The organism is Amycolatopsis sp. ATCC 39116 (assembly GCF_000231075.2).
Taxonomy (GTDB): Bacteria; Actinomycetota; Actinomycetes; order Mycobacteriales; family Pseudonocardiaceae; genus Amycolatopsis_E; species Amycolatopsis_E tucumanensis.
The window spans coordinates 11,867-24,941 of the sequence record NZ_AFWY03000039.1 but is presented as its reverse complement, the minus strand read 5'-3'; the positions used below and the strand labels follow the sequence as shown (position 1 = coordinate 24,941).

Below are 13,075 nucleotides of genomic sequence, written 5' to 3'. Positions count from 1 at the left end.
GTGGTCGGGTTCACCTCGCACAACCGGGTGGGCCGCGCGGATCTTCCCTAAGATGCCGACATGGCTGAAGAGACCGAGGCACCGGCGCCCACCGCCAAGCAGCTTACGACCGCCCGCCGCTTCGTCGCCGAGCACGGCAAGCCGGCCAAGGCCGTCGTGGAGAACATCGGCCGCGCCGGGGCGCGCGTGGTGCTCGTCGGCCACGACGGCGCGATGGGCGACGTCGTCGTCCCGTCCGTGGAGACCGGCCAGAAGCTCGTCGAGGCCGTGGAGGACCTGGAACCGGCCGAGTGGGACGCCGAGACCGTCAACTCCACGCGGATCGGGCCCGGCCACCGTCGCCGGATGGCCGGGCACGCCCTGTAGGAACTAGGAAGCGGGTTCGAGCCGCTTCGCGGCGAGGCGTTCGGCGCGCGGCCACCGCACGTCGCGCGCCCAGCCCAGCTTCTCGAAGATCCAGATCACCCGCGCCGACACGTCCACCTGCCCGCGCAGCACGCCGTGCCGGGCGCACGTCGGGTCCGCGTGGTGGGAGTTGTGCCAGGACTCGCCCATGGACAGGATCGCCAGCGGCCAGAAGTTCGCCGCCTTGTCCCGGCTGGCGAACGGCCGGTCGCCGATCATGTGGCAGATCGAGTTCACCGACCACGTCACGTGGTGCAGGAACGCGATCCGCACGAGCCCGGCCCAGAAGAACGCGGTCACCGCGCCCCACCACGACCAGCTCAGCAGGCCGCCGAGCAGCGTCGGCAGGCCCAGGCTCAGCACGATCCACAGCCAGAACAGCCGGTTGACCACGCGCAGGTCGTCGTCGGCCAGCAGGTCCGGCGCGAACCGCTCGTAGTTGGTCACCTCACGCTGGAACATCCACCCCATGTGCGCGTGCCAGAAGCCGCGCAGCAGCGCCGCCGGGCTCGTGCCGAACAGCCAGGGGGAGTGCGGGTCGCCCTCGCGGTCGGCGAACGCGTGGTGGCGGCGGTGGCTGGCCACCCAGAAGATGACCGACCCCTGCACCGCCATGCTGCCGGCGATCGCCATGGCGACGCGCAGCGGACGGCCGGTCTTGAACGCGCCGTGCGTGAAGTACCGGTGGTAGCCGACCGTCACCCCGAGGGTCGCGACGACGTAGAAGAACACCGCCAGGCCCAGGTCGAGCCAGGTCAGGCCCCAGCCCCACGCCAGCGGAACAGCGGTGATCAGGGCGAGGAACGGGATCAGCAGGAACGCTTTGAGCACGATCATCTGACCGGAGGACCGGCGATGCGAGATCAGCGGTTTCGTCATGGGCGGCAGTAACCTCTCTCTCCGGCCCCACCGTACGGAGCCGTCTTGGCGAATACCCCCCTCGGGCGTTACTACCGCATGACGGGCGACGAAACCTCGCCCCAGCCGCGGTCAGCCGCGGGCCGCGGTCAGCTCCGGCTCGCGCGGCGCCGGGCCGGCCGAGGTGACCGGGCCGCGGTCGCGGCAGCCGCACCACAGTGCGGCGGTCGCCACGATCACCAGCGCCGAGCCCAGGACGTGCAGCGACACCAGCGCCTCCGGGATGCCGAGGGCGTATTGCACCGATCCTAGCACACCCTGCGCCAGCGCGACCACCCACACGATCGCGTAACGCCGCCACAGCTCGGCCGGCGTGCCGCCGCGCATGAGCACCAGTCCGAAGGTCGCGAGCACCAGCAGGTAGGCGACCAGCAGGCCGCCGTGGACCTGCGCGAGGACCTCGATCGGCGCGTCCAGCCGGTGGGTCTCCGGGTCGCCGCCGTGCGGGCCCGCGCCGGTCACGGTGGTGCCGGCGATCAGGATCGCCCACAGCGCCACGACGAGCGTGACCAGCAGTTTCTTCGCCAGCGGCGGGATGAGCCAGCGGGCCGGCTGGTCACCCTCGTTGAACGCGCGCAGCAGCAGCACCGCGAGCCACACCAGCGGGGTGGAGGCGAGGAAGTGGATCGCGACCGTCCACCACTCGAGCTTCGCGAGCACCGTGATGCCGCCGACCACGGCCTGCAGCACGACCCCGCCGGGCATCGTCCAGGCGAGCTTCACCAGGCGCTTGCGCTCGGGGTGGGCGATCTGCACGCGCCACGCGGCGAGCACCGCCAGCGCGGAGACCAGCACGACCACGACGGTGAGCAGCCGGTTGCCGAACTCGATCCACTGGTTGAGCGTGTCGAACTCGGGGTGCGCGACCGGGACCATGCTGCCCGGGAAGCACTGCGGCCAGGTGGGGCAGCCCAGGCCCGAACCGGTGACCCGGACGACCGAGCCGGTGACCCCGATGCCCGCCTGGGCCACGATCGCGGCGACGGCGATCGCGCGCTGCACCGGACGCGACGGGTAGGGCAGACGGGCGATCAGGGAGCTCAGGGCCACAGCAACATCCTAGAGTTATGTCAGTTTTGTCGTTTTCGCGGCCACCGCTGCCGCCAGCACGCCCCACACGGCGAGCACGAGGACCGGGCCGACGGCGAACTGCCCGTCGACGAGCGCGGCGCGCAGTCCCTCGGCCAGCGCTCCGGACGGCAGGAGTTCGATCACGGTCGCGGCGGCCGACGGCAGCGTGGACGGCGCGAGCAGGATGCCGCCCGCGAGCAGCAGCACGAACCACACGATGTTGGCCAGCGCGAGCACCGCCTCCGCGCGCAGCGACCCGCCGAGCAGCACGCCCAGCGCGCCGAAGCTCAGCGTGCCGAGCACCAGCAGCACCACCGCCTCGGCGATGCCCGCCGGCGACGGGCTCCACCCGAGGAATGCGGCGACCACGCCGAGCACGACGACCTGCAGCAGCACCACGACCAGGGCCGCGACGATCCGGCCCGCGACGAGCAGCCAGCGCGGGATGGCGGTGGCCGACAGCCGCTTGAGCACCCCGTAGCGGCGGTCGAAGCCGAGCGCGATGGCCTGCCCGGTGAACGCCGACGACATGACCGCGAGCGCGAAGATCCGCGGCGTCACCCAGTCCGCTTTGGACACTCCGGCGAGGTCGCCGGACGGCAGGATGTCCAGCAGCGTCAGGCCGATCAGCAGGGCGAGCGGGATGAGCAGGGTGAGCAGGATCTGCTCGCCGTGCCGGAGCGTGAGGCTGGTCTCCAGCTTCGCGTGGGTGAGCAGCATGCGCGCGCGGCTGCCCGCGCCCGGCGCGGGGGTGAAGGTGCCGGCGGGGAACCGGGCCGGTGCGGTCACGAGCGCAGCTCCCGTCCGGTCAGTTCGAGGAAGACCTCTTCCAGGTCGCGCTTGCCGACGTGCAGCTCCTCGGCCAGCACGCCCTGCTGCGCGCACCACGCCGTCACCGTGGACACCACCTGCGGGTTCACCTTCCCGGAGACCTGGTAGCTGCCCGGCGCGGACTCCTTGACGTGGTAGCCCTCCGGCAACGCGGCGGAGAGCAGGTCGGTGTCCAGCCCGGCGCGGGCCTTGAACCGCAGCTGCGCGGTGTCGGCGTCGTCGGCGGTCAGCGCGCTCGGCGTGCCCTCGGCGATGACCTTGCCGTGGTCGACGATCACCACGTCGTCGGCCAGCGCCTCGGCCTCCTCCATCAGGTGCGTGGTGAGCAGCACGCTGACGCCGTCGGCCCGCAACGCGCCCAGCAGCTCCCACACCAGGCGGCGGGCCTGCGGGTCCATGCCCGCGGTCGGCTCGTCGAGGAACACCAGCTCCGGCCGCCCGACCAGGGCGCAGGCCAGCGACAGGCGCTGCTGCTGGCCGCCGGAGAGGCGCTTGAACGGGGTGCGGCGCGCGGGGGCGAGGCCGAGGACGTCGAGCAGCCACGCGGGGTCGAGCGGGTTGGCGGCGCAGGCGGCGACCAGGCCCAGCATCTCGCCGGCGCGGACGCCGGGGTAGGCGCCGCCGCCCTGCGGCATCACGCCGATGCGGGGGCGCAGCGCGGCGCCGTCGCGGACCGGGTCCAGGCCCAGCACCCGCACCGAGCCGGAGTCGGCGCGGCGGAAGCCCTCGCAGATCTCGACGGTGGTGGTCTTGCCGGCGCCGTTGGGACCGAGCAGCGCGAGCAGGCGCCCGCGGTCCATCTTGAGGTCCAGGCCGTCGACCGCGGTCTTCGAGCCGTACCGCTTCACCAGCCCGGTGATCTCGACGGCAGGTGTGCTCACGACTGTCAAGCGTACGACCTCGGCTCAGGCCACCGGCTGCGGATCCCTCTTCAGCAGAAGAGGTGCCCTGCGCCACACGACGACCACCGCGACGGCGACGACGAGAGCCGCGGCCAGGTAGGCCTGCGGCACGACGAACGAGCGGCCGTCGAACGTGCTCCCCGGTGGCGCGGCGAGGAACGCCAGCGCGACGCTGGCGACGCTGGCGGCGACCCGGAAGCGGGAGGTGCCCGCCGCGGCGGCGAGCGGGATGACCGCCCACAGCAGCCACCACGGCTGCATCGCGACGTGCAGCATCATGAACGCGCCCAGCGACACCCCGAGGCCGATGATGGGCCGGTAGCGCCAGCGGAAGCTGTCCCAGAGGAACTTGGCCGTGATGAGCCCCGCCAGCGCGGTGCCGGCCAGCTGCAGGATGGACACGAGCGCGTTGGTGTGGTTGCCCAGGCCGAGCGCGATGCCCAGCACGCCGCCCAGGTTGGCCAGCTCGGCGGTGGGGGAGATCCAGCTGCGCACCAGGCCCGGCGTGCCGAGGGCGCCGACCCAGCCGAAGCCCAGCCCGGTGCCCAGGCACACGGCCACCATGACCACCGCGAACACGCCCGTGACCAGCGCCGCGGCGCGCAGCAGGTCGGTGATGCGGCCGTGCCAGCGGCGGGCGATCATCACGCCGAAGAAGCCCAGCGCGATGATGGCGTTGATCTTCACCGCCGCGCCGAGCGTGATGACGGCCGCGCCGAGCACGATGAACAGGACCTCGCCGCGGGCCAGCGGCGGCGCCGTGTCACCGGTGACGCGCACCGGGAGGCGGCGGATGCCCAGCTCGAGGCCCGCGACCATGAGGCCGATGCCGAGGGCTTCGTTGTGCGCGCCGGCGACCAGGTGGAACAACACGAGCGGGTTGGCCGCGCCCAGCCACAGCGCGGTGGCCGGTTCGACGCCGAAGCGCTGCGCCAACCGCGGCAGGGCCCAGATGATCAGGGCGACGCCGGCCAGTGCCAGGGCGCGCTGCAGCAGCACGCCGGCGACGATGTTGTCGCCGACGATCGCGGAGATCCAGCTGCCCAGCTTGAGGAACAGCGGGCCGTAGGGGGCCGGGGTCTCGCGCCACATGTTGGACACGCCGCTGGTGAGCGGGTCGGCGACGCCGAGGGCCTGCGCCGGGCCCAGCGAGTAGGGGTCCATGCCGCGGTGCACGATCTCGCTCTGCGCCAGGTAGCTGTAGACGTCGCGGGAGAACAGCGGCGGGATGAACATCAGCGGCGTCAGCCACATGACGAGGGTGCGGGTGAGCTGCGCACGCGTGGCGAGGCGGGCGCGCCCCGGCCGCGCGAACCGGCCGAGCAGCAGCCAGCCCACGACGAGCATGCCCATGCCGGCGAAACAGATGGCCAGCGAGACGGTGGGGATGCGGGCGAACAGGCGCAGGACGGGGATGTCCTGGACCGGGTTGAGCACCGGGGCCGCCCCCGCGCCCAGCGAGCCGAGCGCGAGCAGCAGGGCGCCGATCGTGCCGAGGCGGCGGATGATGTCGAGCGCGCGCAGTTCGCGCTGCTCCAGCGGCCCGGCCTCGGGGGGCCGCACCGGGGACAGCGGTACCGCCACCGCACCGCCACCGGTGCTCTGCTCGCCCAATGCCACACAGAGAGGGTATCGACGCCGCGAAGGGCTGTGGTGAAGGGCAGTTCACGAGCGCGAACACCGTGTCTGACGTGCGGTGGAGCAGGCCGCCGCCGCTCCGGGCGCGGTACGCGAGCCCTGGGGGACTTGCGGTGGTGGGTCGGGCGCGCGCCCCTGGGTGCGGAGCTCGCGGCGGGCGCGAGCCGAGCGGCCGGGGCGCGCACGTCCGGCGGCGGGTGGCACGCCGCGCTCACCCACCAGAGTGACCCGGCCGACCTCGCCGACCGGCCCCGACCAGCGCCTACGCTTCCGGCGCAGTGACCCCGCTCACCGTGAGATGACCACTCTTTGCCTCCCCGCCCGAAATACGACACACTTATGTTGTGAAAAACAGCGGGACCACCCAGCACGAGGACGGCGCGAGCCGTCCCGGTGCCGTGGTGCCCGCTCAGGCCACCCCGGAAGGGCGGACTCGCCACGAGGTCGCCCGCCTCCTGCTGGAGGACGGCCCCATGACGGCGGGTGTCGTCGCGGAGCGGCTGGGCATCAGCCCGACCGCCGTGCGCCGCCACCTGGACGCCCTGGTCGCCGACGGGGAGGCCGAGACGCGGGACGCGCCCCGGCGCGGACCGCGTGGCCGGGGCCGCCCGGCCAAGCTCTTCCTGCTCACCGAGACGGGACGGGCGCGGTTCGGGCACGCCTACGACGACCTCGCGGTCGCCGCCATCCGGTTCCTCGCCGAGCACGCGGGCGAGGACGCGGTGCGGGCGTTCGCGGAGCGGCGGGTGGCCGCCCTGGTCGAGCCGCACCGGGCCGCGGTCAACGCGGCCGACGGCCCCGCACACCGGGCGGAGGCCCTGGCCGCCGCCCTGACCAGGGAAGGCTACGCTGCGTCCACCCGCCAGGTGGGCGCATCGGCCACCGGTGCCGGCGCGCAACTGTGCCAGCACCACTGCCCGGTCGCCCACGTCGCCGCTGAGTTCCCGCAGCTGTGCGAGGCGGAGACCGAGGCGTTCGCCAAGCTGCTGGGCACCCACGTCCAGCGGCTGGCGACCATCGCACGCGGTGACGCCGCGTGCACGACACACGTCCCTGCGGAAAATCCGCCGGGTCTGCAAGCGAAAGCTCCGGACGGAGGGGAACGCGAATGACTGCCGCTGCCGAGCAGCGCAATCCCACCACGACGCCGCTGTCCCAGGAAGAGACCATCGAGTCCCTGGGCAACTACGCGTTCGGGTGGGCCGACCCGGACGCCGCGGGCGCCAGCGCCCGCCGCGGGCTGAACGCCGACGTGGTGGCTGACATCTCCGCGAAGAAGAGCGAGCCGGAGTGGATGCTCGAGGCGCGCCAGAAGGCGCTGAAGCTCTTCGAGCGCAAGCCCATGCCGAACTGGGGCGCGGACCTGTCGGGCATCGACTTCGACAACATCAAGTACTTCGTCCGCTCCACCGAGCAGCAGGCCGCCAGCTGGGACGAGCTGCCCGAGGACATCAAGAACACCTACGACAAGCTGGGCATCCCGGAGGCGGAGAAGCAGCGCCTGATCGCCGGCGTCGCGGCCCAGTACGAGTCGGAGGTCGTCTACCACAAGATCCGCGAGGACCTCGAGGCCCAGGGCGTCATCTTCCTGGACACCGACACCGGCCTCAAGGAGCACCCGGAGCTGTTCCAGGAGTACTTCGGCTCGGTCATCCCGGCCGGTGACAACAAGTTCTCCGCGCTGAACACCGCGGTGTGGTCCGGCGGGTCGTTCATCTACGTGCCGCCGGGCGTGCACGTGGACATCCCGCTGCAGGCCTACTTCCGGATCAACACCGAGAACATGGGCCAGTTCGAGCGGACCCTGATCATCGTCGACGAGGGTGCCTACGTGCACTACGTCGAGGGCTGCACCGCGCCGATCTACAAGTCGGACTCGCTGCACTCGGCCGTCGTCGAGATCATCGTGAAGAAGGGCGGCCGCTGCCGCTACACGACCATCCAGAACTGGTCGAACAACGTCTACAACCTGGTCACCAAGCGCGCCAAGTGCGAAGAGGGCGCGACCATGGAGTGGATCGACGGCAACATCGGTTCCAAGGTGACCATGAAGTACCCGTCGGTCTTCCTGATGGGTGAGCACGCCAAGGGCGAGGTCCTCTCGATCGCCTTCGCGGGCGAGGGTCAGCACCAGGACGCCGGCGCGAAGATGGAGCACCTGGCGCCGCACACCTCCTCGACCATCGTGTCGAAGTCGGTGGCGCGCGGCGGCGGCCGCACCTCCTACCGCGGCCTGGTCAAGGTCGCCAAGCGGGCGCACCACTCCGCCTCGACGGTGAAGTGCGACGCGCTGCTGGTCGACACCATCTCCCGCTCGGACACCTACCCCTACGTCGACATCCGCAACGACGAGGTGTCGATGGGCCACGAGGCGACGGTGTCGAAGGTCTCCGAGGACCAGCTGTTCTACCTGATGTCCCGCGGTCTCACCGAGGACGAGGCCATGGCGATGGTCGTGCGCGGGTTCGTCGAGCCCATCGCGCGCGAGCTGCCCATGGAGTACGCGCTCGAGCTGAACCGCCTGATCGAACTGCAGATGGAAGGAGCCGTCGGCTGACATGACGGTGTCTGCTGAGAACACCGCTGCCGCAGCGGAGGCCGTCGTTCCGGCGGCCTCCCGCGCGGAGCGCTTCACCGGGTACGACGTCCAGGCCTTCGAGGTCCCCAGCGGCCGCGAGGAGAACTGGCGCTTCACCCCGATGAAGCGGCTGCGCGGGCTGCACGACGGCACCGCCACGGCCTCCGGCGAGGTCAAGGTCGACGTCGACGCCGCCCCCGAGGTGCGCGTCGAGACCGTCGGCCGCGAGGACGAGCGTCTCGGCCAGGCCGGTGTCCCGAGCGACCGGATCGCCGCGCAGGCGTACAGCTCGTTCGCCGCGGCGACCCTGGTGACCCTGCCCAAGGAGACCAAGGCGTCGAAGCCGACCGTGCTGCGGCTGACCGGCCCCGGCGAGGGCAACACCGCCTACGGCCACGTGCAGGTGCGCGCCGAGGCCTACGCCGAAGGCGTGGTCGTGCTCGACCACCTCGGCTCGGGCACCTACGCCGACAACGTCGAGTTCGTCGTCGGCGAGGGCGCCAAGCTCACCGTGGTCAGCGTCCAGGACTGGGCCGACGACGCGGTGCACGTCTCCGAGCAGCACCTGCGGCTCGGCAAGGACGCCACGGTCAAGCACATCGTGGTCACCCTGGGCGGCGACCTGGTGCGCGTCTCGCCGACCGCGACGTTCGCCGACCGCGGCGGCGACGTGGAAATGCTGGGCCTGTACTTCGCCGACGCCGGGCAGCACCAGGAGCACCGCCTCTTCGTCGACCACGCGGTCCCGAACTGCAAGTCGAACGTGATGTACAAGGGCGCGCTGCAGGGCGACGACGCGCACGCGGTGTGGATCGGCGACGTGCTGATCCGGGCCGCGGCCGAGGGCACCGAGACCTACGAGCTCAACCGCAACCTCGTGCTCACCACGGGCGCGCGCGCCGACTCGGTGCCGAACCTGGAGATCGAGACCGGTGAGATCGCCGGCGCCGGGCACGCGAGCGCCACGGGAAGGTTCGACGACGAGCAGTTGTTCTACCTGCAGTCGCGCGGGATCGAGGAGGAGCAGGCGCGGCGTCTGGTCGTCCGCGGGTTCTTCCACGAGATCCTGATGAAGATCGACGTTCCCGAGGTCCGCGAGCGCCTGGCCGAGGCGATCGAGGCCGAACTCGAAGCCGTCGGCAGCTGAGCCACTCCTTCCACCACGAGAGACAGAGACGAAAAAGGGCCATGGCCACACTGGAAATCAAGGACCTGCACGCGAGCGTCACCACCGACGAGGGCGCCAAGGAGATCCTGAAGGGCGTCAACCTGACGATCCGCTCGGGTGAGACGCACGCGATCATGGGCCCGAACGGCTCGGGCAAGTCGACCCTGTCCTACGCCATCGCCGGCCACCCCAAGTACGAGGTGACCTCCGGCGAGGTGCTGCTGGACGGCGAGAACGTGCTCGACATGAGCGTCGACGAGCGTGCGCGCGCCGGGCTGTTCCTGGCGATGCAGTACCCGGTCGAGGTGCCGGGCGTGTCCATGTCGAACTTCCTCCGCACCGCGGCCACCGCCGTGCGCGGCGAGGCGCCGAAGCTGCGCCACTGGGTCAAGGAAGTCAAGGACGAGATGGCCAAGCTGGAGATCTCGGCCGAGTTCGCCGAGCGCAGCGTCAACGAGGGCTTCTCCGGCGGTGAGAAGAAGCGCCACGAGATCCTGCAGCTGGCGCTGCTCAAGCCGAAGATCGCGATCCTGGACGAGACCGACTCCGGCCTGGACGTCGACGCGCTGCGGATCGTCTCCGAGGGCGTCAACGAGTACAAGGCCAACAACGAGGTCGGCGTCATGCTGATCACGCACTACACGCGGATCCTGCGCCACATCACGCCCGACTTCGTGCACGTCTTCGCCGACGGCAAGGTCGTCGAGTCCGGCGGCAAGGAGCTGGCGGACGAGCTGGAGGAGAACGGCTACGTCAAGTACACCGGCAAGAATGAAGCCGCGGCGGTCTGACGTTGTTGTACCTCCCGAACTGACACCGCGAGAGAGGAGTTGGCGCGCATGACCACCACAGCCGCGGCCAACACGCCTTTGGACGTCGCTGCGCTGCGCGCCGACTTCCCCATCCTGTCGCGCACCGTGCGCGACGGGAAACCCCTGGTGTACCTGGACTCCGGCGCCACCTCGCAGCGGCCCACCCAGGTGCTGGACGCCGAGCGCCGGTTCCTGGAGACCTCGAACGCGGCGGTGCACCGCGGTGCGCACCAGCTCGCCGAAGAGGCGACCGACGCCTACGAGTACGCCCGTGCCCGCACCGGCGAGTTCGTCGGCGCGGACCCGGGCGAGCTGGTGTTCACCAAGAACGCCACCGAGGGCATCAACCTGGTCGCGTACGCGATGAGCAACGCGGCCACCGCGGGCCCCGAGGCCGAGCGGTTCCGCATCGGGCCGGGCGACGAGATCGTCATCACCGCGATGGAGCACCACGCGAACCTGGTGCCCTGGCAGCAGCTGTGCCAGCGCACCGGCGCGACGCTGCGGTGGTTCGACCTCACCGACACGTTCCGGCTGGACCTGTCCAACCTGGACGAGCTGGTCAACGAGCGCACCAAGATCGTCGCGTTCGCGCACCAGTCCAACGTGCTCGGCACGATCAACCCGGTCGAGCCGATCGTCCGCCGGGCCCGCGAGGTGGGCGCGCTGACGCTGCTGGACGCGTGCCAGTCGGTGCCGCACTTCCCGGTCGACTTCCACGCCCTCGGGGTGGATTTCGCGGTGTTCTCCGGGCACAAGATGCTGGCGCCGTCCGGCATCGGCGTGCTCTACGGGCGCCGCGAGCTGCTCGAAGCGATGCCGCCGTTCCTCACCGGCGGGTCGATGATCGAGCTGGTCACCATGGAGCGCACCACGTTCGCGCCGCCGCCGCAGAAGTTCGAGGCCGGCGTGCCGATGACGTCGCAGGCCGTCGGGCTCGGCGCCGCGGTGGACTACCTGACCGCGATCGGCATGGAGCGGGTGGCCGCGCACGAGCACGCGCTCGTCGAGGCCGCGCTGGCCGGGATCGCCGAGATCCCCGGCGTCCGGCTGATCGGTCCCGGGGACAGCGCCGACCGCGGCGCGACCGTGGCGTTCGTCGTCGACGGCGTGCACCCGCACGACGCCGGCCAGGTGCTGGACAGCCTGGGCATCGCCGTGCGCGTGGGACACCACTGCGCGTGGCCGCTGCACCGGGTCTGCCAGGTGCCCGCCACCGTGCGGGCGACGTTCTACCTGTACAACGATCTGTCCGAAGTGGACGCGCTGCTCGGTGGTGTCCGCGAGGCGCAGAAGTTCTTCGGGGTGGCGTAGGTGAACCTGGAGAGCATGTACCAGGAGATCATCCTGGACCACTACAAGAACCCGCACGGCCACGGCCTGCGGGAGCCCTTCGACGCGGAGTCGTTCCAGGTGAACCCGACTTGCGGCGACGAGATCACCCTGCGGCTGAAGGTCGAGGGCGACAAGGTCGCCGACGTCTCCTACGAGGGGCAGGGCTGCTCGATCAGCCAGGCGTCCGCGTCGGTGCTGACCGATCTGGTGACCGGTCACACCGTGTCGGAGGCACTGTCCACGATGGACACCTTCGTGGAGATGATGCAGAGCCGCGGCCAGATCGAGCCGGACGAGGATGTGCTGGAGGACGCGGTCGCCTTCGCCGGGGTGTCGAAGTACCCGGCGCGGGTGAAGTGCGCCCTGCTGGGCTGGATGGCGTTCAAGGATGCGCTGACCCGCACGAACGGAGCCGAGAAGTGACCGAGGAGCAGACGCGCGAGGGCCGCACCGCGGAGGACCTGCCCGAGCAGGCGCAGCCGCCCGCCGCGGACGTGGCCAAGATCGAGGACATCGAGGAGGCCATGCGGGACGTCGTCGACCCCGAGCTCGGCATCAACGTGGTCGACCTCGGGCTGGTCTACGACATCCGCGTGGAGCCGGACAACACCGCCACAATCGACATGACGCTGACGTCGGCGGCCTGCCCGCTGACCGACGTGATCGAGGACCAGACGGCGTCCGTGCTGGTCGGCCAGGCCGGCGTGGTGAAGGACTTCCGGATCAACTGGGTCTGGATGCCGCCGTGGGGCCCGGAAAAGATCACCGACGACGGCCGGGAGCAGCTCCGGGCGCTGGGCTTCACCGTCTAGAGCTGGATTTTCGCCCGCGGAACACCGCCGCCGCACTCGGGCCCACCAGGGAACTCGAGCCGCGCGGCGGTGTTCTGCGTTGTGGGGGTGCCGCCCGGCAGGACGACGGTGACTTCGTAGGGACCGACGCGAAGGTCGTCGAACGCGGCGAACCCCGCCCACCCGGTGTCCTGCGGAGCGAGTGACGCCTGTTCGGTCCGGCAGACGCCGTCGCGGCACGCCGTCACCGTCGCGGCCGTGATGACCTGGCCGGGCCGTGGCCCCACGTCGAGCCAGATCCCGGGAACCAGCGCCACGGCGGAACACGGCCGCCGGAGGACGTCAGTGGTGTGCGGCGCTCCGCCGCAGCCCACGAGGACGGCCGAGGCCAGCAGGAGTGCCGCGCGCATCGTCTACCCCCGGTTGTTCACCTGCGGAGCGCGGCCACAGGCCGGCAGTGCCGGGCAGTTCCGCACCGTCTACCCCCCGACGTCCGCGTGCGGAACGCCGCCGCAGGCTGCCAGGGCGGCCAGCAGTGCCGGGTGGTTCCGCATCGTCTATACCCGGATGTTCGCCTGCGGAACGCCGCCACAGGCCGGCAGTGCCGGGCAGTTCCGCACCGTCTA

At 71.2% G+C, this 13,075-nt stretch carries 14 protein-coding genes; 8 read left to right on the top strand and 6 right to left on the bottom strand.

The features are described from left to right. Nucleotides 1-60 precede the first annotated feature (60 nt). Entirely contained in the window at nt 61-366 is a 306-nt protein-coding gene (locus AMY39116_RS0329790; protein WP_020421267.1) for a hypothetical protein, read from the top strand. Nucleotides 367-369: 3 nt separating this feature from the next. Here AMY39116_RS0329790 and AMY39116_RS0329785 read toward each other — a convergent pair whose 3' ends face one another. The 5 genes from AMY39116_RS0329785 to mptB form a co-directional block, all read right to left on the bottom strand. Then, nucleotides 370-1,284 carry an acyl-CoA desaturase gene (locus AMY39116_RS0329785; RefSeq protein ID WP_020421266.1) on the bottom strand — a complete coding sequence of 305 codons (915 nt, stop codon included), beginning with the start codon at nt 1,282-1,284 and terminating at the stop codon, nt 370-372. 111 nt (nt 1,285-1,395) lie between these two features. Continuing rightward, complete coding sequence (locus tag AMY39116_RS0329780; protein WP_020421265.1) at nt 1,396-2,373, bottom strand: heme A synthase; 978 nt, start codon at nt 2,371-2,373, stop codon at nt 1,396-1,398. 15 nt (nt 2,374-2,388) lie between these two features. After that, nucleotides 2,389-3,114, bottom strand: a complete 726-nt coding sequence (locus AMY39116_RS0329775) for an ABC transporter permease (protein WP_157358747.1) — start codon at nt 3,112-3,114, stop codon at nt 2,389-2,391. A 65-nt stretch (nt 3,115-3,179) separates the two neighbouring features. Further along, on the bottom strand, nt 3,180-4,106 hold the full coding sequence (locus AMY39116_RS0329770) for an ABC transporter ATP-binding protein (RefSeq protein WP_020421263.1): 927 nt from the start codon (nt 4,104-4,106) through the stop codon (nt 3,180-3,182). A gap of 24 nt (nt 4,107-4,130) precedes the next feature. Further along, nucleotides 4,131-5,741 carry a polyprenol phosphomannose-dependent alpha 1,6 mannosyltransferase MptB gene (gene mptB, locus AMY39116_RS0329765; RefSeq protein WP_020421262.1) on the bottom strand — a complete coding sequence of 537 codons (1,611 nt, stop codon included), beginning with the start codon at nt 5,739-5,741 and terminating at the stop codon, nt 4,131-4,133. Between the two features lie 368 nt (nt 5,742-6,109). Here mptB and AMY39116_RS0329760 point away from each other — a divergent pair, with 368 nt between their 5' ends. From AMY39116_RS0329760 to AMY39116_RS0329730, 7 genes are read left to right on the top strand one after another with little or no spacing between them, the layout of a single operon-like run. Beyond that, nucleotides 6,110-6,877, top strand: coding sequence for a helix-turn-helix domain-containing protein (locus tag AMY39116_RS0329760; RefSeq protein ID WP_020421261.1), 768 nt, complete (start codon nt 6,110-6,112; stop codon nt 6,875-6,877). After that, nucleotides 6,874-8,322, top strand: a complete 1,449-nt coding sequence (gene sufB, locus AMY39116_RS0329755) for a Fe-S cluster assembly protein SufB (protein WP_020421260.1) — start codon at nt 6,874-6,876, stop codon at nt 8,320-8,322. The genes AMY39116_RS0329760 and sufB overlap by 4 nt, the downstream gene beginning before the upstream one ends. 1 nt (nt 8,323) lies before the next feature. Further along, the gene (gene sufD, locus AMY39116_RS0329750; RefSeq protein WP_020421259.1) at nt 8,324-9,490 is read left to right on the top strand and encodes a Fe-S cluster assembly protein SufD; all 1,167 of its coding nucleotides are present in this window, start codon (nt 8,324-8,326) and stop codon (nt 9,488-9,490) included. A gap of 41 nt (nt 9,491-9,531) precedes the next feature. After that, nucleotides 9,532-10,302, top strand: a complete 771-nt coding sequence (gene sufC / locus AMY39116_RS0329745; RefSeq protein WP_020421258.1) for a Fe-S cluster assembly ATPase SufC — start codon at nt 9,532-9,534, stop codon at nt 10,300-10,302. 48 nt (nt 10,303-10,350) lie between these two features. Continuing rightward, on the top strand, nt 10,351-11,637 hold the full coding sequence (locus tag AMY39116_RS0329740) for a cysteine desulfurase (protein ID WP_020421257.1): 1,287 nt from the start codon (nt 10,351-10,353) through the stop codon (nt 11,635-11,637). Next, nucleotides 11,638-12,081, top strand: a complete 444-nt coding sequence (gene sufU, locus AMY39116_RS0329735) for a Fe-S cluster assembly sulfur transfer protein SufU (protein ID WP_017982994.1) — start codon at nt 11,638-11,640, stop codon at nt 12,079-12,081. It begins immediately after the preceding gene. Continuing rightward, entirely contained in the window at nt 12,078-12,470 is a 393-nt protein-coding gene (locus AMY39116_RS0329730) for a metal-sulfur cluster assembly factor (RefSeq protein ID WP_020421256.1), read from the top strand. Before sufU ends, AMY39116_RS0329730 begins: the two co-directional genes overlap by 4 nt. Here AMY39116_RS0329730 and AMY39116_RS0329725 read toward each other — a convergent pair. Next, entirely contained in the window at nt 12,467-12,859 is a 393-nt protein-coding gene (locus AMY39116_RS0329725; RefSeq protein WP_020421255.1) for a hypothetical protein, read from the bottom strand. The two genes, AMY39116_RS0329730 and AMY39116_RS0329725, sit on opposite strands and share 4 nt — an antisense overlap. Nucleotides 12,860-13,075: the final 216 nt, after the last annotated feature.

What these genes read in the sequence shown, in the direction of transcription:
- sufD (WP_020421259.1), top strand. Translation starts at nt 8,324, where the DNA reads ATGACGGTGTCTGCTGAGAACACCGCTGCCGCAGCGGAGGCCGTCGTT.
- AMY39116_RS0329785 (WP_020421266.1), bottom strand. Translation starts at nt 1,284, where the DNA reads ATGACGAAACCGCTGATCTCGCATCGCCGGTCCTCCGGTCAGATGATC.
- sufC (WP_020421258.1), top strand. Translation starts at nt 9,532, where the DNA reads ATGGCCACACTGGAAATCAAGGACCTGCACGCGAGCGTCACCACCGAC.
- sufB (WP_020421260.1), top strand. Translation starts at nt 6,874, where the DNA reads ATGACTGCCGCTGCCGAGCAGCGCAATCCCACCACGACGCCGCTGTCC.
- AMY39116_RS0329740 (WP_020421257.1), top strand. Translation starts at nt 10,351, where the DNA reads ATGACCACCACAGCCGCGGCCAACACGCCTTTGGACGTCGCTGCGCTG.
- AMY39116_RS0329775 (WP_157358747.1), bottom strand. Translation starts at nt 3,114, where the DNA reads ATGCTGCTCACCCACGCGAAGCTGGAGACCAGCCTCACGCTCCGGCAC.
- AMY39116_RS0329790 (WP_020421267.1), top strand. Translation starts at nt 61, where the DNA reads ATGGCTGAAGAGACCGAGGCACCGGCGCCCACCGCCAAGCAGCTTACG.
- AMY39116_RS0329725 (WP_020421255.1), bottom strand. Translation starts at nt 12,859, where the DNA reads ATGCGCGCGGCACTCCTGCTGGCCTCGGCCGTCCTCGTGGGCTGCGGC.